Raw genomic sequence first — 21,057 nt, 5'->3', positions numbered from 1 at the left:
TTAGAGGTAATTCCATATTTGATCGCACGAATTAGTAGGTATTGGCAATCAAACGGCACGGCCCGTTTCACTCGAAACCCTATGCCCAATCAACCAAGCCACTTTCATGCGCTCACAAAATCTCGTTTCCAAGATAGCAAACGGATCGTAGGTATGCCGATTGTATCAGAAGCGGAAAGCAGGCGGTTCACGCTTGGACCGCCTGCTAAAAAGCTTATTGAGTGACGGGGTTACAAACAGTCTGGCCGGCTTCCGTCGTGGCCAGTTCATATCCCGCCGAGCAGCTGGGTGAGCCAGCTTTGTCGTAGCTAGGCTGAACGTATACTGGAGTTGGCTCTTCCTGCTGCGCGCATGCAGTCAGGATCAGAGCAAAAGCGCCAACGGCGGCGAGTTTGATTTTCATGTCCGTCATTCCTCTATTACTTTTCTGATATTGCCCAGTTTTTCGGGGCCAACGTCAGAATACGGCGTGAAGGGCAATCTGGCAACAGAATCAAACACAACACCGTGATCGAAGGCGAAACCATGCCTGAAATCTCGTTTTCCAAGGCATGCGTAGCGGTTCCACTACTCTTTTTGCAACGTTGCCCTAAACTCATGCAACGACGTCAGCCAAATACGGAGTAGCCACATGTCAGATACCCCTATCATTGCTCAGACCTCTCCCTTTCCCGTCGAGGTGGTCGAAGGGAAAAGTTATTTCTGGTGCGCATGCGGCAAGTCCAAACGACAGCCATTTTGTGACGGGTCGCACAAGGGGACCGGGCTGGAGCCCGTGAAATACACCGCAGACGCCAGCAAGAAAGTCTTCTTTTGCGGGTGCAAGCAAACGGCAAAACCACCGCTTTGCGATGGATCACATTCCCGACTTTGAACCGCGCCTGAGTGCGTTCAGAATATCGGCATTAGCGCAGAAATTAGGTGCCGAACCGGCCAGATCCTGCTGTGTTGCAAGCCAAACCTCGCATTGCCCGCAGCAATGAGAGGCCCGGCAACGCGTGATCAGTTCAGCATATCCCTCTGGTGACAGCTGACCTTCCGCCATCGCCTCGGTCAGAGAAACGCCCAGACAGCGGGCGACAGATCTGGTCAACCAAAAGTGCTTTTCAATGTCTCCGAGGTCAACATTTGGCATCAGGCGTCTCTCAATTGCCTTGCCTTCACTGTGGCGAACCGCACTCGATTCGGACAAGTTTTCGGGGCATCAGAGATGGTTTCGTTTTCTTCCAGCCATTTCGGGCAGTCCATTGCCCATGCGCAGCCCCGACAGAATTGAATCATGTCCGCCCAATCCTGTTGGCTCAGATGCCCGACGCGATGCGCTGCGACGATATCTGTCCCGGTCGCCTGTCCCATCCGCCTCACCAGGTGGAGATGGGTCATGATTTCCTCTAAGCGTGACATCGGAACCCACCACTTACGGTATTAATTTGTGAAGCAATTCCTGGTTCCGGCAATATTCCGGAGTTTGATGTAAGGACCGCGCCTGCTTCAGAATATTTCGGCAGTGCTCAGGGTTTGGGCACGCAGCACAACGCAAAACAGCATCGGAAATCTGGTCGAACGACACATCGCCGCCAATGGCAGCCTCCTCCAGATCAACATCGAGCATCTTCGCCATATCGTCCACCAAACCGGCATGAAGTCGCAATGTCTCTTGGTTGGGCATGCTATGTCCTTTCCCTTTCGCGCTTTGCAAGAGGGTAGCGCGCCCGGGCGGCCAGACCTTTGACTCAGGTCAAGGTAAGGTGACGATCTGATCGAGATAGGCGCGCGTGGCGTCCTGCACCCGGCGAAAACGGTCTCCGCCCAGCTTTTTCCCGCCATACCAGCGGGTGACGACGATCACATGGTTCTCCAGCCCTACACGCTCCAACATGCGCAGGATCACCATCCCGGCGCCGCTTTCGCCGTCATCCGCCTTTAGAGCGCCTGTCGGCAAAATTGCGGCCCATGTGTTATGCGTGGCCTTGGCATAGCTTTTGTCTGACTTCAGATCACCAAGCACGGCATCAATTTCGGCCCTTGTGCTGACACCGGCACCCGAGACCGCGTATTTCGATCCACGATCCGTCAGGATCACGCCCAACCGCGTCACCGAAATCATCGCAGCAGGCCGAACTGTTTGGACGTGTCGCGCACAATCTGAACACGCTGGGCGTTGGGCGGGTGCGTTCCCAGGAACTTGTCGCCCGGATCCGGGATACGGTCAAAGTACACCGCCCCGACCAGCGGGTTATATCCTGCATTATGGGTAATGATGGTGCCCAATTGGTCCGCCTCCAACTCGAAGTCCTTTACATAGACTTGCACGGCAACCTCCGCACCCAATTTCTGCGCCTCTTCAATGTCTGCATCATCCCAATCGTAAAGTCGCGCCAAATCTCCGAATTTCGCGGCGCTTTCGCTGGCATTTTCGGTTTGTCTGGCAATGTGCCTGAGAACGTGATGGGCCGCCTCGTGCCCCATGACGAACGCCAACTCGTCCGCGTTCTCAGCAGATTCAATCATAGCTTGGGTGAAAATAATCACTGGTTGTCGATCTTCGTCCAGAGTTTGAAATGCATTGGCAGGCGCGCGTGGGTTCAGGTCAACCATGATCTTGAAATCGCAATTCTGATTTGCATTCTGACGCAGACATTCGCCGCGCGCCTCCTTCCCGATTGCCTGGCTGATTTCGCGAAAGGTCGCCGCTGTCACCTGTGCGTCAGGTGCAGGCGCATCCCAGTCCGCAGCGGGCATCAGGCGCAGGCTTTGCGTCTCGCAGGCCGCCAGCAGCACAGAAACCAGTAAGAAGATCACAACACGCATTACATTTCCTCATTCATGCCGGACGAGAACCATAACGCAGCCAATCAGGCGCGACCACACTCGGATCAGTCTGCCACGGGTTGCAATACGCGGCTTCGACCTGCACTCTGCTCTCATGTTTTCGATTGAGCATGAATTCGACTCGACAGTCATTACCCTGGTGGACGAAGGCGAAAAGCCTTTGCAGGAAGACGTTGTAATCAACAGTTTCGCGGAATGTGTAACACTGGAGCAACTGGACCCACGCACCGAGCAGGTACAGAAGATAACTCTGTCGCCCGAGCAGGTGCGCGATCTGGCTGCTGCGCTGGACCTGCCTGAGGGTGTATATCAAATCCACGAAACCCCGCCTCAGGGCTCATAAACAAAAACCTTGTCTCGGCTGGTCTGGCCCTGTTTCAGGATCAGAGTAGACGGAGCAACCCCCATACACTGCGCAAGGATCGTTCGAACCGACTGGTTTGCCTTGCCGTTTTCGGGTGCCGCAGTGACAGAGATACGCACCTTCACCCCCTCATGAACAATCCGGTCCTGGGCAGCCTTGGGCGTCGCTTTGATTTGAATCACCGCTCCGGGCACCGCGAGGCCGCTTAGGTCAGGTAGATTGCGCAGTTTGGATTTGGCCATTGGTCTTCCTTGTCCTCCCAAGCACTTGCATGATTTGTGCTGGAATGAAATTGATCCACACGAAAACCCAGCCAACCCTTGAAACGGGGGTGATGCCAACCAAGATAGAAACTGCTTATGTAAAGAAGGTTAACATATGTCCCTCAAGAATCCGGCCGCTCTGGAATTTTTACTGTCGCGCCGCTCGCGTCCGGCCAAGACACTGATCGCACCTGCCCCGACCAGAGATCAACTGTTGCCGCTGTTGACTGCAGCCGCACGCAGCCCGGATCATGGCAAATTGGAGCCCTGGCGCTTTGTCGTCCTTGAGAAGAAGTCTATGCCACGCCTTGCGGAACTGACCGAGATTCGTGGTCGAGCGTTGGGCAAAACACCCGAGGAAATTGCCAAAGCCCGCAATCAATTCGACATGGGGCATCTGGCGGTTGCTGTGGTCGAGGTTCAAAAACCTTCGGACAAGGTTCCCGCGATTGAACAGACCTATTCCGCCGGGGCAGTCTGTCTGGCGCTGTTGAATGCGGCGCTTGCGGCGGGCTGGGGTGCGAACTGGCTGTCGGGGTGGCAAACGCATGACCGCAACTTCTGCAAAGACGCTCTGGGACTGGATGCACATGAACGCATCGCCGGGCTGATCCATATCGCGACCGAAGGCGCCACCCCGCCCGAGCGTCCCCGCCCTGACGTGGAAGCGTTGACCGAATGGGTTTCGGAATGATCATCCTGAACGCGTTTTTTGCCGCGTTGGGCCAGCTTAGCGATCCCAAGTTGCGCGCTGTGTTATTACGTGGCGTTGGCTTGACGACCCTACTGCTGGTCATCGCGTGTGCCGGTGCGATCTGGTTCGTAAACTCGCTATCTGGTAGCGAGATTTCCCTGCCGTTCATCGGCGTCGTACCGTGGTTGAACGATGCCCTGAACTATTCAGGCATCTTGTTGGTACTTGTCCTGCCGGTGTTCCTGATGGTGCCTGTGGCCTCAGCCATCACCTCGATTTTTCTGGAAGAGGTCGCACAGGCCGTCGAAGACAAACACTATCCCAGCCTGCCGCCCGCCCCGAAAATCCCTTTTTCCGAAGCCTTGCAGGATGGGCTTAGCTTTTTGGGTGTGCTGATCATGGCCAACCTGCTGGCCCTGATCCTTTACGCGATATTCACGCCGTTTGCGCCATTCATCTTCTGGGCCATGAACGGGTTCTTGCTGGGACGAGAATACTTCACCCTGGCAGCGATGCGTCGATTGGGCCGCGAGGGTGCGCGCAAACTGCGTGCCAAACATTCAGCAACGATCTGGGTAGCCGGGACGCTGATGGCGATTCCGCTCTCGGTCCCGCTGGTAAATCTGGTGATTCCGATTATCGGAGCCGCCACTTTCACCCATATCTATCACAAGCTGTCAGACAATAACACCTGACAGCTATTCCCGGGGCTCCAACTGGTTCAGCCAGTCAAAATCCCGGATCGAAATCACGCCCGACAAGATGATCCCGGCGATGATGGCCCACAAAACCACGGATACACCTGTGGTGATCCACATCTTTTTCTTCATATGGTGGATTTCCGGAGCCCCTGCATGGGTGCCCGGCACGATGTCCCCCAGATCGCCCTGTGTCTTGATGCGAATGGGCAAAATGACAAGCAGCGTCATGAACCAGATGACGGCAAACAGAACCAAGGCAGCTGTGATGGTCATTTCAGGCCCTCCGAGCTTGGGTTACACCTGTTCCAGTTCGACCAGGCAACCATTGAAATCCTTGGGGTGCAGGAACAATACCGGTTTGCCATGCGCACCGATCTTGGGATCGCCTGATCCCAACACGCGTGCACCGGTTTCCTTCAGGTGATCGCGGGCAGCGATGATATCATCAACTTCGTAACACACATGATGGATGCCACCGGCGGGGTTCTTTTCCAGAAATCCGTTGATCGGGCTGTCATCACCCAGCGGATACAGCAATTCGATCTTGGTATTCGGCAATTCGATGAACACGACGGTTACGCCATGATCCGGTTCGTCTTGCGGCGCGCCGACCTTGGCACCCAGCGCATTGCGATACTGTTCGGACGCCGCCTCAAGATCAGGTACGGCAATGGCGACGTGGTTCAGGCGACCAATCATGGCAAACTCCTCTGTCCTGTGTTGGGTGGGTTATGGGGGCTGACCTACCAAAGGACAAGTGCGCCAAATCGCCCGTTAACCCTGTGTTAGCCAGAAGTTCCTAGCGTAAGGCATCTGCTGGATAGGAGATCTGCCATGGACGATTCGGGTCCTTTCACCACCGCCGTCGCCACGCCGACTGCAACGCGGCCCCTGCTGGGACAAACCATTCTGGTTGTCGAGGACAGTCGATACGCCTGCGACGCGATACGCTTGATGTGCCTGCACAGCGGCGCCAGAATCAGGCGAGCGGATTGTCTGAAATCAGCACGCCGCCATCTGCAAATTTATCGCCCGTCGGTCATTCTTGTGGATATGGGGCTGCCGGATGGATCAGGTGCCGATTTGATCGCAGAACTGACCGATGTCACCCCCCGTATCAGTGTTATTCTGGGCATGTCCGGTGACGATTGCACCGAAGCCACAGCGCTAAAGGCCGGGGCTGATGGATTTCTGTCCAAACCGATAAAATCAATGGCCTATTTTCAAACCGTCATTCTGGAACGTCTGCCCGAAGATCGCCGGCCCAGTGACCTTCACAGCGTTCGGGACGAGGTGATCTGCCCCGATCCCATGGCCTATCAGGATGACATGGCGCATATTGCCGATGTTCTGGCTGGGCCAAACGACCATCGCACACTGGATTACGCAGCACAGTTTTTGCGCGGCGTCGCGCGTGAAGCCGATGATATGGTTCTGGAGGACGCTGCCCGCAAACTTGCCACGTCGCGCGCGCAAGGATCACCAATCACCGCTCAGGCAGCGCAGGTTGCTGGTATTGTTCAAAGCCGCCTGGAACAGCGAGAGGCGATCTGAAATGGCCATCGCCTACTTCATAACCGCGTCAGTCCTGTGTCTGTGGATGTATCGACAGACACGCCAGACAGCACGCACCATTAGAGGAAACGTAGAGAGCTGGGAAACCCATTGGATTAACTGTCCCTAAAAAGCGCAGAATCGCGTTTGGCCAAATTCGAATCTGAATACAATCCGGATGCTCGAATGGGGCGAAGGAGGCCCAAGACCGCCTCAAACGTAAACCGCCCGCGCGAGGCGGGCGGCTTTAGGTTAGTCTTGAGGGATAGTCCGAAGCCCCAGCTCCATCAACTGATCCGATGTCGGATCAGAGGGTGCGTCCATCATCAAATCTTCGGCGCGCTGGTTCATGGGGAACATCATGACTTCGCGGATGTTGGCCTCATCGGCCAACAACATCACGATCCGGTCGATACCCGCAGCACAGCCGCCGTGCGGCGGCGCGCCGTAATGGAACGCGTTAAATAGCGCCCCAAATCGGGATTTGACCTCATCCTCGCCATAGCCTGCCAGTTCAAAGGCTTTCAGCATGATCTCGGGCTTGTGGTTCCGGATCGCGCCCGAGACCAGTTCATAGCCATTACAAGCCAGATCGTATTGATAGCCACGCACGTCCAGCGGGTTGCCTTGCAGTGCTTCCATACCGCCCTGCGGCATCGAGAAGGGGTTGTGTTCAAAGTCGATTGCACCGGTTTCCTCATCTTGCTCATAGATCGGGAAGTCCACGATCCAGGCAAATGCGAAACGGTCTTTTTCAGTGAGACCCAGTTCCTCGCCGATCACGTCGCGCGCCTTACCGGCAACCTTCTCAAAGGCTTTGGGCTTGCCACCCAGGAAGAACGCGGCATCGCCGACGCCCAGACCCAGTTGCTGGCGGATCGCCTCGGTGCGCTCGGGGCCGATGTTCTTGGCCAGCGGACCTGCAGCCTCCATCCCTTCACCCTGATCGCGCCAGAAGATGTAGCCCATGCCGGGCAGACCTTCTTTCTGAGCAAAGGCGTTCATGCGGTCACAAAACTTGCGGCTGCCACCTTTGGGCGCAGGGATAGCGCGGATTTCGGTGCCGTCCTGCTCCAGCAGCTTGGCAAAGATCGCAAAGCCCGAGCCACGGAAATGATCCGAAACCACCTGCATCTTGATCGGGTTGCGCAAGTCGGGCTTGTCGCTGCCATACCACAGCGCCGCGTCCTTGTAGGAAATCTGCGGCCAGTCCTGATCAACCTTGCGACCTCCGCCAAACTCTTCGAACACCCCGGTCAGAACCGGCTGGATCGTGTCGAACACGTCCTGCTGCTCAACGAACGACATCTCGATGTCGAGCTGGTAGAAATCGGTGGGCGAGCGATCGGCGCGTGGATCTTCATCGCGGAAGCACGGCGCGATCTGGAAATACTTGTCAAAGCCCGACACCATGATCAGCTGTTTGAACTGTTGCGGTGCCTGTGGCAGAGCATAGAACTTGCCCGGATGTTGGCGCGAGGGCACCAGAAAGTCGCGCGCACCTTCGGGAGAGGATGCTGTGATGATCGGTGTCTGATACTCGCGGAACTTCTGATCCCACATGCGGCGGCGCATCGAGGCCACAACGTCCGAACGCAGGGTCATGTTGTTCTGCATCGCCTCGCGACGCAGGTCCAGATAGCGATAGCGCAGGCGGGTTTCCTCTGGATATTCCTGATCGCCGAACACCATCAGAGGCAGTTCGTCGGCAGCCCCAAGGATTTCCAAATCGCGCACATACACTTCGATCTCGCCGGTGGGCAATTTCGGGTTCACCAGATCATCAGCACGCGCCTTAACAGTGCCGTCGATACGGATGCACCACTCAGAGCGAACTTTTTCCAGCTCGGCAAAAGCCGCACTATCGCCGTCGCACAGAACCTGCGTCACGCCAAAATGGTCACGCAGGTCGATGAAAAGCACGCCGCCGTGATCTCGGACCCGATGCACCCACCCGGACAGGCGGACGGTTTCACCAACATTGGCGGCGGTCAGAGCGGCGCAGGTGTGGCTGCGATAGGCGTGCATGAATGATATCCCTTCGGGCGCAGAATTCGTCGCGCCGATACACCGCGATCATCCCGGGAAGTCAAGGGTTCGGCGGCCTGTCGTGCGTGTTGTGACCCAAAAGGCAGACAAATTCGTATTTTGAGGGATCTTCGCGGAACAGTGAACTTGAATAGTTGATCCCGATCTGCGGGGGCCATGTCATTTCGAGAGGAGATGTTCGGCTTATGTGGCAAGCTGTTTTCGATCACATACTACGGCGGTTCGTTGGGCGCAGAACACTGCGTGTGACTTATCCAAATGGTTCGCAGGAGACCAATGGGGACGGCCAAGCACCTACGGCTGCCATTCGAATTCAGATGCAGCCAACGAGCCTAAAAGGGTCGCTGGACGTTGCCAGAGTAGAAATAGATACCCAGCCCCACGGCGAAGATGATGTTGCCTGCAATCGCATGCAGTATGACGGCGTAAACGAACGAGCCACGCTTTCGGTAGGCCCAAGTGAACAACAACCCGCCGGCAAATGTCATCGCGGCAACGATCCAACTCCAATACATCAGGTGCGCAAAGGAAAAGACAGCCGCGTTCAGCAAATAGGCCCCGCGTCCACCGGGCAGAATAGCGTGGTAGCGGCGGAAAAAGAGCGTCCGGAACAGCAGTTCCTGCGGCAGCGCCGAAGCCAGCGGGTAGCCGATCCAGATCGCGACCAACAATTCAGGCTGGCGTCGCAGTAGGAAAAAGGCGGCGTCGGGACGGATGACCTGAATTAGAGCCACGCAGAACACCGACATGACAACCAAAAACAGGGCCAGTTCGCGCCAGGACCAGTTTGCCCAATCATAACGTAACTCTGACCATTGGAACCCCGACGTCCCGTGCAGCAAGACAATCCCAAGACCGGTAAACCCAAACAGTGCCGGAAACATCCAATTGGGCGGCAAAAGCACTGCGATGAGAAGAGGTGCCGCAACATAGAAGAGGCCAAATTCGAACTGCAGGCGGGTTCTTGCGACCGGCGGGTCAATCACCGTGCTTTCAGCGCTCACAGGTTCACCATCTCGACCGGGACCAGTCCTCGCAACGAATTCCCCATGTAAACAGTTTGTGCCTTCTTCAGGTCGCTCAAGGCCAGTGTAGCCTCGGTTACGTGTTCTTTTTCCAGCAGGTCTTCGCGCAGGACACCTGGCAGCAAACCGCAAGACAATGTCGGGGTAAGGAGTCTGCCGCCCACTGTTTTAATGAAAAGGTTGGTGATTGAACCCTCGCAAAGCTCATCGCGTTCATTCAGGAACAACAGCTCGTCGACACCTTCCGGCATGGACGCCCGGGCGTTGTCATAGATAGCGCGCCGGGTGGTTTTGTGGCGCAACCAAACGTCAGAAGAATTCACCCTCGTATCCGCAATTGCCAAACGCCAGACAGACGGGTTCTGCTCCAGCGGAGCCGTGGTCAATCCGAATTGACCGGATACGTCCATCGTCAGCCTGCACCGCAATGCCGTGTCAGCCGAAATCCCGGACAAGGTTACCAATGCACTCTCTTCAGAGAATGGCAATTCCAGTGCATCCGCCGATCGGGTCATGCGGCCCAGATGCCGGTCACGGCGCACAAACCCTTGCTCTGGCCGGTAGGCCAGCGTCTCAATCAGACGGAAACCAGTTTCGATTGGTGCACAAAGCGGGCTTTCCATAGCGCTTCCTCATATTCCGACGGGGCCGTGCTGTCCCAGACCACACCGCCACCGACATTCAGAATGGCCTCGCCATCCTCAACCATCAAGGTGCGGATCGCCACGTTGAACTCAGATCGCCCATCAGGAGCAGCCCACCCGATGGTGCCGCAATAAATGTCCCGCGCCCACGGTTCCAGATCGGACAGGATTTCCATCGCACGGATTTTCGGGGCGCCAGTGATCGACCCACAGGGAAACAGGGCCGTCAGGATGTTCGACAATCCGGCACCCACCTGCAGCTGCGCCCGCACCAACGACACCATCTGGTGTACCGTTGCATAGGTTTCGACCTTAAACAGCTCGGGCACCTGGACCGAGCCGGGCAGCGCAACCCGGCTGATATCGTTGCGCAAAAGGTCGACAATCATCAGGTTCTCGGCCCGGTTCTTGGCATCTGCTGACAGAAAGTTTCGGCGCCGGGCGTCCTCAGCCATATCTTCGCTGCGTGGCTGTGTGCCTTTCATCGGGCGGGTTTCGATACGCCCGGACGTGTCTGTTCTGAAAAACAATTCAGGCGACCGGCTGAGTAAATCAGGCAAGCCATCCTGTTCGACCAACGCACCGTGACCGACGATCTGCCCAGCGGTCAGAGCGGAATACAGCGATGCGCTATCGCCGTTGAAGATCAGGTCAATCGGGAAGGTCAGGTTTGCCTGATAGATGTCGCCTGCGCCAATGGCGTCATGCACGGTTTTAAAGGCCCGGCCATAGCGCGTCTCGTCCCAACGCGGCTGGAATTCAGCAATTCCACCAGAGGCCTTCGGCAAGTCAGTTTGCGTCGGGTGATCGTAAACACCAAAGCACAGCAACGGCAGGCGGCGGTCCTTCGGCAAACGCTCAAGCAGGCGTGGTTCCAGCACGTAACCAAGTTCGTAACTGGCATACCCCGCCAGCCAGGCACCCTGTGCGCGCGCGTCATCCAGCGCCGCCAAGGCCTGGGGCACGTCCTCCGCCCTGTCAGCGCGGATCATCTGGGATGGCCGGTCAAAGTGGGTCCCTGGCCCGGCAGGCCCCTGATCAAAACGAATACGCACTTGCATCCTCATTTGCCGTGCTGCGCGGTATAGAGAATACGGCGGTAAGGGAAAGAGGGGAAAGCGGCAATTTCATCCCCGTTTCCGATACCTCTTGAACCTTTTCGCGCGGTCCCTATAACGCAGAACAATTTGGGCACTTGGGCGGTGCCCTGGCTCGCAGACAATCAAAGGAACAAGGCCATGCCGAGAAGAACCGACATCCAGTCGATCATGATCATCGGGGCGGGTCCCATTGTCATCGGTCAGGCCTGCGAATTTGACTACTCCGGTGCACAAGCCTGCAAGGCGCTGCGCGAGGAAGGGTACCGGGTTATCCTTGTAAATTCAAATCCGGCAACGATTATGACCGACCCCGGTCTGGCGGATGCCACCTATATTGAACCAATAACGCCCGAGGTTGTCGCCAAGATCATCGCAAAGGAACGCCCCGACGCGCTGCTACCCACGATGGGCGGGCAGACCGGCCTGAACACCTCGTTGGCGCTGGAAGAGATGGGCGTGCTGGAGGAATTCGGCGTCGAGATGATCGGTGCAACCCGCGACGCCATCGAAATGGCCGAAGACCGCAAATTGTTCCGCGAAGCGATGGACCGGCTGGGCATCGAAAACCCAAAGGCCACAATCGTCACTGCCCCCAAGCGCGACGACGGCAGCACCGATCTGGATGCGGGCGTGCAGATCGCGTTGGGCGATCTGGAAGATATCGGCCTGCCCGCCATCATTCGCCCCGCCTTCACCATGGGCGGTACCGGTGGTGGCGTGGCTTATAACCGCGAGGACTACATCCATTTCTGCCGCACTGGCATGGACGCATCGCCGGTGAACCAAATCCTGGTCGATGAATCGCTGCTGGGCTGGAAAGAGTTCGAGATGGAGGTTGTCCGCGACAAAGCGGACAATGCCATCATTGTCTGTTCGATCGAGAACATCGATCCGATGGGTGTGCATACAGGTGACTCGATCACCGTGGCCCCCGCCCTGACGCTGACCGACAAGGAATATCAGATCATGCGCAACGGCTCGATTGCCGTTCTGCGTGAGATCGGTGTCGAGACGGGTGGGTCAAACGTTCAGTGGGCGATCAACCCCGATGACGGCCGCATGGTCGTGATCGAGATGAACCCTCGTGTGTCGCGCTCATCTGCTCTGGCATCCAAGGCGACCGGTTTCCCGATTGCCAAGATCGCGGCCAAACTGGCGGTAGGGTACACTCTGGACGAGCTGGACAACGACATCACCAAGGTCACGCCTGCCTCGTTCGAGCCGACCATCGATTATGTCGTCACCAAGATTCCAAAATTCGCCTTTGAGAAGTTCCCCGGCGCAGAGCCCTACCTGACCACCGCGATGAAATCGGTGGGTGAGGCCATGTCCATCGGTCGTACCATCCACGAATCGATGCAAAAGGCGTTGGCCTCGATGGAATCCGGCCTGACCGGTTTTGATGAGATTGAGATTCCCGGCCTGAACGTAGGCGTCTGGGACGAGACCGACGATAAGGCGGCCGTGATCAAGGCTATCAGCCAGCAGACACCCGACCGTCTGCGCACTATCGCGCAAGCCATGCGGCACGGCCTGAGCGACGACGAAATCTTTGGTGTCACCAAATTCGATCCATGGTTCCTCGCCCGTATCCGCGAAATCATCGAAGCTGAGCGCACGGTGCGCAATGACGGCCTGCCGGTGACCGAAGATGGTATCCGCAAGCTGAAAATGCTGGGCTTCACCGACGCACGTTTGGGCAATCTGACGGGCCGGGACGAGAACAACGTCCGCCGCGCCCGCCGCAATCTGGGCGTTTCGGCGGTATTCAAACGCATCGACACCTGCGCCGCTGAATTCGAGGCGCAAACGCCTTACATGTACTCGACCTACGAGGCCCCGATGATGGGTGACGTGGAATGCGAGGCACGTCCATCTGATCGTAAGAAGGTTGTGATCCTCGGCGGTGGCCCCAACCGGATCGGGCAAGGGATCGAGTTCGATTATTGCTGCTGTCACGCGTGTTACGCGCTGACCGACGCCGGTTATGAAACCATCATGATCAACTGCAATCCCGAGACGGTTTCGACAGATTACGACACCTCGGACCGGTTGTATTTCGAGCCGTTGACCTTTGAACACGTGATGGAAATCCTGACCAAGGAACAGGAAAACGGCACCCTGCATGGTGTGATCGTTCAGTATGGCGGTCAGACGCCGCTGAAGCTGGCCAACGCATTGGAAGCCGAAGGCATTCCAATCCTTGGCACCACGCCGGACGCGATTGACCTGGCCGAAGACCGAGAACGCTTTCAGGCGTTGGTTAACGAGCTGGGCCTTAAACAGCCCCGGAACGGAATCGCTTCGACCGACGCGCAGGCGCTGGAAATTGCCGAAACGATCGGCTTCCCGCTGGTGATCCGCCCATCTTACGTGCTGGGTGGACGCGCGATGGAGATCGTGCGCGATATGGATCAGTTAAAACGCTATATCAACGAGGCCGTGGTGGTTTCGGGCGACAGCCCGGTTTTGCTGGACAGCTATCTTGCCGGTGCGGTTGAGCTGGACGTGGATGCCCTGTGCGATGGCACCGATGTGCATGTTGCCGGCATCATGCAGCATATCGAAGAAGCAGGCGTTCATTCGGGTGACAGCGCCTGTTCGTTGCCACCTTATTCGCTGTCAAAAGAGATCATCGAACAGATCAAGGCGCAGGCATTTCAACTGGCCAAGGCACTAAATGTCGTCGGCCTGATGAACGTGCAATTCGCCATCAAGGATGACGAGATTTATCTGATCGAGGTCAACCCGCGCGCCTCGCGTACCGTGCCCTTCGTCGCCAAAGCCACTGACAGTGCGATTGCATCCATCGCCGCGCGTGTCATGGCCGGTGAAAAGCTGTCGAACTTCCCGATGCGCCCTCCCTATCAAGAAGGGCAGGACACCAAGATCGCCGATCAGATGACACTGGCCGACCCGGACATGCCTTGGTTCTCGGTCAAAGAGGCTGTGCTGCCCTTTGCCCGCTTCCCCGGTGTTGACACGATTTTGGGGCCCGAGATGCGCTCGACCGGTGAGGTGATGGGCTGGGACCGTGACTTCCCGCGCGCCTTCCTCAAGGCGCAGATGGGCGCAGGGATGGTTCTGCCGTCCTCGGGCCGTGCCTTCATCTCGATCAAGGATGCCGACAAGACACCCGCCATGCTGGAGGCGGCGCAGGTACTGGCCGGACAGGGATTCACGCTGGTCGCAACCCGGGGTACGCAGACGTGGTTGGCAGAGCAGGGCGTGGCCTGTGATCTGGTCAACAAGGTCTATGAGGGTCGCCCGGATGTGGTGGACATGTTGAAAGACGGTCAGGTGCAGCTGGTGATGAACACCACCGAAGGCGCGCAGGCGGTTGAGGACAGCAAGGCCATCCGCTCAATCGCGTTGTATGATAAAATCCCCTATTTCACCACCGCTGCTGCCAGCCATGCTGCTGCGCTGGCGATCAAGGCGCAGGCCGAAGGGGATGTCGAGGTGAAATCGCTGCAGGGGTAAGCGTTCTCCCCTTTACCAATTAAGAAAGCCCCGACATTGGTGCGGGGCTTTTTAATTTTCCTTTTTAAGGCAACGCTCTTCAGATTATTTATTTTCGCGAGTAAGGCCGAATTTCCATGCTATAATAGCATGTTATCTTTTCCCAACCAATTATTTCAGACGAAATGCGCGACTGGATTGAAGAGTATTTTGACTGGTCAGATGCCCGCTTTTCTCCACCTACGACACCTATCCTGCCTACCCGACAGTTCTTTGCGGTAACTGGCGGGCAAAGCGTAGAAACAGCCAACATGGTCCTGAAGGATATGCTCTCGCCGTCTTTCTGAACCGCGTGGTCTTTTGGTCGATGCAGTCTCAGACATCTCTCTCCGAGATGCGCAAAGCTGCTCAAGCGCGCATTCAAAAGTATCTAACTCGACTGAAAACTGCGCAATATTCCTTGAGACCCGTGCGGCCTCAAGGAAACACCGGATGAGACAAACGCTAGAATTTGCCTTGGTTAAGCTGCAATACCTTTCTTCTGTTCTTCTCGCGCGAAGAAAATCAGATAGAAAACCGGTGCAGCGACCATTGTCAGGACGGTGGCAAAGGCCAACCCGCCCATGATGGTTACCGCCATCGAGACAAAAAATGCATCCGTCAACAGCGGTGCCATACCAAGGATCGTCGTGATCGCGGCCAGCATTACCGGACGCAAGCGTGAGACCGAGGCCTCGACGATAGCCTCGCGCAGGGGTTTGCCGGTGGCACGCACGAGGTCGATTTCCTCGACCAGAACGATGCCGTTCTTGATCAACATCCCCGACAGGCTGAGTAGCCCCAGAAGCGCCGTAAAGGTAAACGGCAGACCGGTTCCCAGCAGGCCGATCACCACGCCATTCACTGACATCGGCACCAACAGCCAGATGATGATCGGCTGACGGATAGCATTGAACAACAGCACCGAAATCAGAACCATGATCAGCAAACTCAACGGTAGCTGCTTGCCCAGACTTTCCTGGGCGTCGCGCGAGTTCTCAAACTCTCCTCCCCATTCCATCTTGTAACCCGGTGGCAGGTCGATCGCTTCGACCGCCTCACGAACCTCTGCGTGAACCTGCGCCGCGGTCAGCCCCGGGGGAATATCAGCGCCAACCGTGATGGTCAGAACCCGATTGCGGCGGTGAACGAGCGTGTTGAGGGATTGGTATTCAAACCTGTCCACCATTTGCTCGATAGGGACAAACCGCTCGGATTGATCGGAATACACCACCTGATCGACGATCGAGTAGTCCCCATCTGCTGGGCGTCGCAAGATGATGGGGATCAGACGGTCGCGCTCCCGCAACACGCCCGCGTTGATACCGTCGGTCGAAAACTGAAGGGTGGCCGCGATGTCTTCGCGCGCGATTCCGGCAGTTTGCGCCCGCTCGGTGGCATAGATCGGCTGGACCGCCAATTCCTTTTCACGCCAGTCATGATGAACTTGCAAAACGTTTGGCGACGCCTCTGCCATTCGCAGCACCGCTTCATCGGCGAGCTGTCGCAACACAACCGGGTCGCTGCCAGAAAAACGTGCCTGGATCGGATCGCCCCCACCCGGACCAAACACCAGACGCTTTGTTCGAAACTCGCCTTCGGGGAATTGGGCAGAGCCAAACGCTTCCAGATCGGCTTGCAAAGCTGGGATATCGTCCAGGGTCTCTGTACGGATAATCATGTGCCCATAGCTTGGGTTCGGATCTTCGGCCGAATAGGTCAGCATGAAGCGGGTCGCCCCCTGCCCTACAAAAGTGGTCACGGAAACCACATCATCACGGGCGGTCAACCAGTCCTCGAACACGGCCATGTCTTCGCCTGTTCTAGCGATGGGGGTGCCTTGCGGCAGTTTGTAGTGGACGAAGAACAATGGTGTGTTCGAATCTGGGAAGAACTGCTGCTTCATCAATCCGAAGCCCGCGTAGCAAACCACCGTGATCCCGACCAACCCGACCACGACCAACCAGCGGAAACGCAAAGCCCAGTTCAAGATGGCGCCGTAGATCCGGAAAAGGGTGCCGCTATAGGCATCCGCTTCACCTTCCTTGCCCTGCTTGAAGAAATAGTGCCCCAGCATCGGCGTCACCGTAATTGCCAAAATCCAGCTGAGCAGCAGCGAAATACCAATGACCGCAAAGAGCGAAAACAGGAATTCGCCTGTTGCATCCGGGCTGAGACCAATTCCGGCGAACGCCATGATACCGATCACCGTCGCACCCAGCAGCGGTGTTTGCGTTTTTGACGCAACCTCTTCGGCGGCATCGCGCGAAGGTTTTCCACGCAACATGGAAATCTGCATGCCCTCTGCCACCACGATTGCATTGTCCACGAGCATGCCCATTGCGATGATCAATGCCCCAAGCGAGATCCGCTCCATCTCGATCGAAAACAACGACATGAACAAAAGCGTCCCAACAACCGTCAACAGCAGAGTGGAGCCCACAACAATTGCCGCACGCCACCCCATGAAGATCGCAAGAACTGTGACCACGATGGCCACCGACATCGCTAGATTCACAAGGAAATCGTTCGATGCCTGCTCGACCACCACATGTTGCTGATAAATGGGCAGGATTTCGACACCATAGGGGATGTCTGCATCCAATTCAGCGAATTTTGCGTCAGCCCGCTTGCCGACTTCGACAATATTTTCGGTCGCAAGGCCGGCAATTCCCAGCGTAAAGGCCTCGCCTCCATTGAAGCGGATTATGATATCAGGATCGGTTTGCCGGGCGCGGTAGACATCGGACATATCAAAGAGGTTGATGACCTGCCCTTGTGAGCCGACCGACAGTCCGGCGATAGCCGAGACACTGTCAGACCCTTCGGCAGTCAGGATGGTGGTCCGATCATTATCCGAGCGCACAGACCCCGAGGAATTGACCGAGTCGGCATTGGCAATTGCCTCGTTGATGGCCTGAAATGGCACATTTTGATTCACCGATATCGCAAGATCGGGTTCGATAAAGATCGCCTCGTCGGGCAGACCCTGCACCTCGACATCGGCGATTCCGTCAACGGTCAACAATTCGCGACGCAAGAACGTTGCCAATTCATGTTTTTCCGCATCCGAGAACCCCTCCGCCGCCACGGCGTAAAACAGGCCGAATACGTCGCCGAACCCGTCATTGACATAAGGTTGACTGACGCCAGACGGGAGACCACGGGCCGCATCGCCAATTTTGGCTCGCAGGCGGGTCCAGATATCGGGCAGTTCATTGCCATCGTAAGTGGATTTGATTTCCACTTCGATCAGCGACTGGCCTGGCTGGTTGACCGAAGTAATCGTGTCCACCTCACCCATCTGCTGGATGGCAGACTCAAGCGGCTCCGAGACTTCCAGTGCAACCTGCTCTGCCGTTGCACCGGGGTATTGGGTGATGATGACCGCGTTTTTGATCGTGAATGCCGGGTCTTCAAGCCGCCCAAGCGATAGAAACCCCCAAACGCCACCAAACAGGGCGATCAGAATAATGAGCCACGTATAAAGCGGCCGGTCGATTGAAGCGCGTGCGATGTTCATTTGTCCGCGCCTCAGTTCGCAAAACCGGCGAAGCGGCGCACATCCTGACCATCGGTCAGCGCAGTACCACCCGCCACGACGATCTCATCGCCATCAGACAACCCGGTCAGCACACGAACCTCACCGGTTTGAGTTGGCTCGATCGTTACAGCAACACGGCGTACAACACCTTCGTCGGCGCCGACCGGTGAAAAGACCATAATGCCAAGATCCCCGCTTGCATCCGCAACGATGGCAGTCGCAGGAACAACGATGCCCGTACGCTCATCCTGTACCTGAACATTGACGGTGACGGACGATCCCGGAAGGATTTGCACCCCCTCGGGCGGAGTCAAACCGAACTGGATACGAAAGGTTTGACCCACGCTTGAAGTTTCCGCGTCAAATTCACGGATTTCCAATGGAAAGACCTCGTCACTGACAGGGAACTTGGCGGTGATCGTAATATCGTCGTTTTGCCCCGACCGCTGGAACAGGATTTCGGGCACATCGACCTCGATCCGCAGTTCGGACATGTCGTGAATCCGCACAATGGGAGTTCCAGCCGAGACAGTGGTAAATGCCTCGACCGCACGGCTGGAAACCAGCGCGTCGAACGGAGCGGTCAGAGTGGCATGTTCCAATTCGTATTCCGCATCCCGCAGCGCGATGGCGGCCAGTTGGGCTTCGGTTTCCGCGTCGTCTACGGTCACTTGACTGGCACTTGTACCCCGCAGACGCGACAGGCGGGCTACCGTGCGGTCGGCTTGTTCCTTTTGCAATTGCGCCCGGCTTAGACGTAATTCGAACGGCTCCTGATCGAGACGGGCGATCAACCCATCCTTGGGCAGGACAAACCCTTCGGTTACCGGCATCTCGACAATCTGTCCCGCCACCTGAAAGGCCAGGTCAACAGTCTGGCGTGCAGCGACACGTCCGAAGAACTGGCGTGAAAACCCCGGCGCTGTTTCGTGCACCTGCATCAATTTCACCGGCTTGGGGGCGTGTTGCGCAGCCATCGGCGTTGCCAGAAGGGCCAGAGCAAGGCCCAGAGAAGTCAGGAGTCGCATGTTTTCAGTCCCTCGGGAATTCCCGTTTTTAGAATGTTGTCACGAATCTTGCGCGCCATCCGCGCGAATTCGGCAGTTTCCTCGGTGTTCAAACCTGAGGCGCGGTGAAACAGATCACCGGCTTCGGCCACCAACATGTTGCGGGCGTCCTGGCCCTGCGTGGTCAGAACCAACAGCCAGGCGCGACGATCTTCGGGGTCGCGTTCACGGATCAGATACCCTGCCTTTTCCAATGCATCCGCCGTCGCGGTGATCGTCGAGGGGACGCTCAGCATGTCAGCCGCCAAAACGCCCATACGTTTGGGTTGATCAAGCTTGATCAACATGTGGCATTCCTGATGACTCAGATCTGTTTCAATGCTGTCAAAGGTCTCTTCCAGTTTCCAATAAAGGGCATAGACGCCCATGATCGCCTGAATCTCGGGGCTGAGGCGACCAAGCCGGGTACTGATGTCGTCAGGCATCTGGATTCTCCGCGCCAATCTGAGAGGTCATATACTTCAATTTCCGAACTATTCAAGATATGAAGCTGAATCCATTCAGACGCGCTGCATTCCCTTGGGTCAACATCACTTGATCAAATCCTGTTGTGACTGCATTTTGAGCAGACCCAAAACACTCAGGACCCGCCATGTATACGCCCGCCATCACCGGTACCGGTGTTTTCACGCCCAAGAACGTCATTACGAATGCCGAACTTGTTCAGGCCTTCAATGCTTATGCCGACAAGATGAACGCAAAGAATGCCGAAGCGATTGCGGCTGGGCAGATGGAGTCACTGCAACACTCGTCTGAAGAGTTCATCCTCAAGGCATCTGGTATCCAAAACCGGTTCGTGATGGACAAAGATGGTGTTTTAGATCCTGACGTCATGCATCCGTCCCTTCGTCAACGCAGCGATGATGAACCGGGTATCATGACCGAGATGGCAGTGGATGCGTGCAACACAGCGCTGGCGCAAGCCGGGCGCACGGCGGCAGATGTCGATCTGGTGATCTGCGCGGCCTCAAATCATGAACGCGCTTATCCGGCAATTGCCATCGAAATTCAGCAGGCTTTGGGCATCGACGGGTTCGGGTTTGACATGAACGTCGCTTGTTCCTCGGCCACGTTCGGCATTCAGGCGGCGGCGGATATGGTGCGGTCGGGGTCGGTTCGGGCAGCACTGGTCGTGAACCCCGAAATCTGCTCGGGCCATCTGGAATGGCGCGACCGCGATTGCCATTTTATCTTCGGGGATGTGGCGACTGCAACTTTGATCGAGCGTGTTGAAGACGCTCAGGGCCCTCATTTTGAAATTCTATCAACACGCTGTGCTACCGCATTTTCCAACAACATCCGCAACAATAATGGCTTCCTGCGCCGCTCGCGCCCTGACGGAGTGACTGACCGGCGCGACATGCAGTTCATGCAAAACGGTCGGAAAGTGTTCAAGGAAGTGTTGCCGATGGTCAGCAAACATATCAGCGATCACATGGATACCGAAGGGGTCGAAGCCAGCGATCTGAAGCGCCTGTGGCTGCATCAGGCCAACAAAACGATGAATGACTTCATCGGCAAGAAGGTTCTGGGCCGAGAGCCCGAGACCGGCGAGCAACCCAACATTCTGCAGGATTATGCCAACACCTCATCGGCCGGATCCATCATTGCGTTTTCCAAATACTCCGACGACCTGCAGGACGGTGATGTCGGCCTGATCTGTTCGTTTGGAGCGGGCTACTCAGTCGGCTCGGTCATCGTAAAGCGACAGTCCTGAGG

Annotated in this window: 23 protein-coding genes; 7 read left to right on the top strand and 16 right to left on the bottom strand. The window is 56.7% G+C overall.

Going from position 1 to position 21,057, the window contains the following annotated elements; all coding sequences use genetic code 11:
* Positions 1-214 precede the first annotated feature (214 nt).
* Positions 215-403, bottom strand: coding sequence for a hypothetical protein (locus tag HW561_RS01310; protein ID WP_176861421.1), 189 nt, complete (start codon positions 401-403; stop codon positions 215-217).
* Between the two features lie 228 nt (positions 404-631).
* Between HW561_RS01310 and HW561_RS01305 the strand changes: the two genes are divergently transcribed.
* A complete protein-coding gene (locus HW561_RS01305) occupies positions 632-874 on the top strand; it encodes a CDGSH iron-sulfur domain-containing protein (RefSeq protein WP_176861420.1) in 243 nt (80 codons plus the stop codon).
* Here the strand turns inward: HW561_RS01305 and HW561_RS01300 are convergent.
* The 5 genes from HW561_RS01300 to HW561_RS01280 all read right to left on the bottom strand — a co-directional run bounded on the left by HW561_RS01300 (position 857) and on the right by HW561_RS01280 (position 2,811).
* Positions 857-1,135, bottom strand: a complete 279-nt coding sequence (locus HW561_RS01300; protein ID WP_176861419.1) for a DUF6455 family protein — start codon at positions 1,133-1,135, stop codon at positions 857-859. The genes HW561_RS01305 and HW561_RS01300 overlap by 18 nt on opposite strands.
* Positions 1,135-1,404 (bottom strand): DUF6455 family protein, encoded by a 270-nt coding sequence (locus HW561_RS01295; protein WP_268952710.1) that lies wholly within the window; start codon positions 1,402-1,404, stop codon positions 1,135-1,137. Before HW561_RS01295 ends, HW561_RS01300 begins: the two co-directional genes overlap by 1 nt.
* 13 nt (positions 1,405-1,417) lie before the next feature.
* A complete protein-coding gene (locus tag HW561_RS01290; RefSeq protein ID WP_176861417.1) occupies positions 1,418-1,669 on the bottom strand; it encodes a DUF6455 family protein in 252 nt (83 codons plus the stop codon).
* A 69-nt stretch (positions 1,670-1,738) separates the two neighbouring features.
* The gene (locus HW561_RS01285) at positions 1,739-2,107 is read right to left on the bottom strand and encodes a YigZ family protein (RefSeq protein WP_176861416.1); all 369 of its coding nucleotides are present in this window, start codon (positions 2,105-2,107) and stop codon (positions 1,739-1,741) included.
* A complete protein-coding gene (locus tag HW561_RS01280; RefSeq protein ID WP_176861415.1) occupies positions 2,104-2,811 on the bottom strand; it encodes a M48 family metallopeptidase in 708 nt (235 codons plus the stop codon). Before HW561_RS01280 ends, HW561_RS01285 begins: the two co-directional genes overlap by 4 nt.
* A 115-nt stretch (positions 2,812-2,926) precedes the next feature.
* On the opposite strand from HW561_RS01280, the gene HW561_RS01275 reads away from it, so the two are divergent.
* On the top strand, positions 2,927-3,175 hold the full coding sequence (locus HW561_RS01275) for a hypothetical protein (RefSeq protein WP_176861414.1): 249 nt from the start codon (positions 2,927-2,929) through the stop codon (positions 3,173-3,175).
* Here the strand turns inward: HW561_RS01275 and HW561_RS01270 are convergent.
* Positions 3,163-3,438 carry a DUF167 domain-containing protein gene (locus HW561_RS01270; protein ID WP_176861413.1) on the bottom strand — a complete coding sequence of 92 codons (276 nt, stop codon included), beginning with the start codon at positions 3,436-3,438 and terminating at the stop codon, positions 3,163-3,165. The two genes, HW561_RS01275 and HW561_RS01270, sit on opposite strands and share 13 nt — an antisense overlap.
* 136 nt (positions 3,439-3,574) lie before the next feature.
* On the opposite strand from HW561_RS01270, the gene HW561_RS01265 reads away from it, so the two are divergent.
* Together HW561_RS01265 and HW561_RS01260 are read left to right on the top strand one after the other, a co-directional pair.
* Positions 3,575-4,153 (top strand): nitroreductase family protein, encoded by a 579-nt coding sequence (locus tag HW561_RS01265; RefSeq protein ID WP_176861412.1) that lies wholly within the window; start codon positions 3,575-3,577, stop codon positions 4,151-4,153.
* A complete protein-coding gene (locus HW561_RS01260) occupies positions 4,150-4,848 on the top strand; it encodes an EI24 domain-containing protein (protein ID WP_176861411.1) in 699 nt (232 codons plus the stop codon). The genes HW561_RS01265 and HW561_RS01260 overlap by 4 nt, the downstream gene beginning before the upstream one ends.
* A gap of 3 nt (positions 4,849-4,851) precedes the next feature.
* Here HW561_RS01260 and HW561_RS01255 read toward each other — a convergent pair whose 3' ends face one another.
* Together HW561_RS01255 and mce are read right to left on the bottom strand one after the other, a co-directional pair.
* On the bottom strand, positions 4,852-5,127 hold the full coding sequence (locus HW561_RS01255) for a DUF1467 family protein (protein ID WP_176861410.1): 276 nt from the start codon (positions 5,125-5,127) through the stop codon (positions 4,852-4,854).
* 21 nt (positions 5,128-5,148) lie between these two features.
* Complete coding sequence (mce, locus tag HW561_RS01250) at positions 5,149-5,553, bottom strand: methylmalonyl-CoA epimerase (RefSeq protein WP_176861409.1); 405 nt, start codon at positions 5,551-5,553, stop codon at positions 5,149-5,151.
* Between the two features lie 135 nt (positions 5,554-5,688).
* Here mce and HW561_RS01245 point away from each other — a divergent pair, with 135 nt between their 5' ends.
* Positions 5,689-6,408, top strand: coding sequence for a response regulator (locus HW561_RS01245; RefSeq protein ID WP_176861408.1), 720 nt, complete (start codon positions 5,689-5,691; stop codon positions 6,406-6,408).
* Between the two features lie 252 nt (positions 6,409-6,660).
* On the opposite strand, the gene aspS is transcribed toward HW561_RS01245, so the two are convergent.
* From aspS to HW561_RS01225, 4 genes are all read right to left on the bottom strand, one after another.
* The gene (gene aspS, locus HW561_RS01240; RefSeq protein ID WP_176861407.1) at positions 6,661-8,436 is read right to left on the bottom strand and encodes an aspartate--tRNA ligase; all 1,776 of its coding nucleotides are present in this window, start codon (positions 8,434-8,436) and stop codon (positions 6,661-6,663) included.
* Between the two features lie 353 nt (positions 8,437-8,789).
* Complete coding sequence (locus tag HW561_RS01235; RefSeq protein ID WP_328803218.1) at positions 8,790-9,461, bottom strand: CPBP family intramembrane glutamic endopeptidase; 672 nt, start codon at positions 9,459-9,461, stop codon at positions 8,790-8,792.
* The gene (locus HW561_RS01230) at positions 9,458-10,105 is read right to left on the bottom strand and encodes an aminotransferase class IV family protein (RefSeq protein WP_176861406.1); all 648 of its coding nucleotides are present in this window, start codon (positions 10,103-10,105) and stop codon (positions 9,458-9,460) included. The genes HW561_RS01235 and HW561_RS01230 overlap by 4 nt, the downstream gene beginning before the upstream one ends.
* Positions 10,060-11,187: an aminodeoxychorismate synthase component I gene (locus HW561_RS01225; RefSeq protein ID WP_176861405.1), complete on the bottom strand. Its 1,128-nt coding sequence runs from the start codon at positions 11,185-11,187 to the stop codon at positions 10,060-10,062. Before HW561_RS01225 ends, HW561_RS01230 begins: the two co-directional genes overlap by 46 nt.
* 177 nt (positions 11,188-11,364) lie before the next feature.
* Here HW561_RS01225 and carB point away from each other — a divergent pair, with 177 nt between their 5' ends.
* A complete protein-coding gene (gene carB, locus HW561_RS01220; RefSeq protein ID WP_176861404.1) occupies positions 11,365-14,709 on the top strand; it encodes a carbamoyl-phosphate synthase large subunit in 3,345 nt (1,114 codons plus the stop codon).
* A gap of 499 nt (positions 14,710-15,208) precedes the next feature.
* On the opposite strand, the gene HW561_RS01215 is transcribed toward carB, so the two are convergent.
* Genes HW561_RS01215 through HW561_RS01205 form a run of 3 tightly spaced genes read right to left on the bottom strand, consistent with a single transcriptional unit; the run spans position 15,209 to position 19,763 of the window.
* Positions 15,209-18,250 carry an efflux RND transporter permease subunit gene (locus HW561_RS01215; protein WP_176861403.1) on the bottom strand — a complete coding sequence of 1,014 codons (3,042 nt, stop codon included), beginning with the start codon at positions 18,248-18,250 and terminating at the stop codon, positions 15,209-15,211.
* A gap of 11 nt (positions 18,251-18,261) precedes the next feature.
* Positions 18,262-19,299, bottom strand: a complete 1,038-nt coding sequence (locus HW561_RS01210; RefSeq protein WP_176861402.1) for an efflux RND transporter periplasmic adaptor subunit — start codon at positions 19,297-19,299, stop codon at positions 18,262-18,264.
* On the bottom strand, positions 19,287-19,763 hold the full coding sequence (locus HW561_RS01205; RefSeq protein WP_176861401.1) for a MarR family winged helix-turn-helix transcriptional regulator: 477 nt from the start codon (positions 19,761-19,763) through the stop codon (positions 19,287-19,289). The genes HW561_RS01210 and HW561_RS01205 overlap by 13 nt, the downstream gene beginning before the upstream one ends.
* A gap of 167 nt (positions 19,764-19,930) precedes the next feature.
* On the opposite strand from HW561_RS01205, the gene HW561_RS01200 reads away from it, so the two are divergent.
* Entirely contained in the window at positions 19,931-21,055 is a 1,125-nt protein-coding gene (locus HW561_RS01200; protein ID WP_176861400.1) for a beta-ketoacyl-ACP synthase III, read from the top strand.
* Positions 21,056-21,057: the final 2 nt, after the last annotated feature.

Source organism: Ruegeria haliotis (assembly GCF_013377785.1).
Classification (GTDB): domain Bacteria; phylum Pseudomonadota; class Alphaproteobacteria; order Rhodobacterales; family Rhodobacteraceae; genus Ruegeria; species Ruegeria haliotis.
This window is presented reverse-complemented; position numbering and strand designations above follow the sequence as displayed.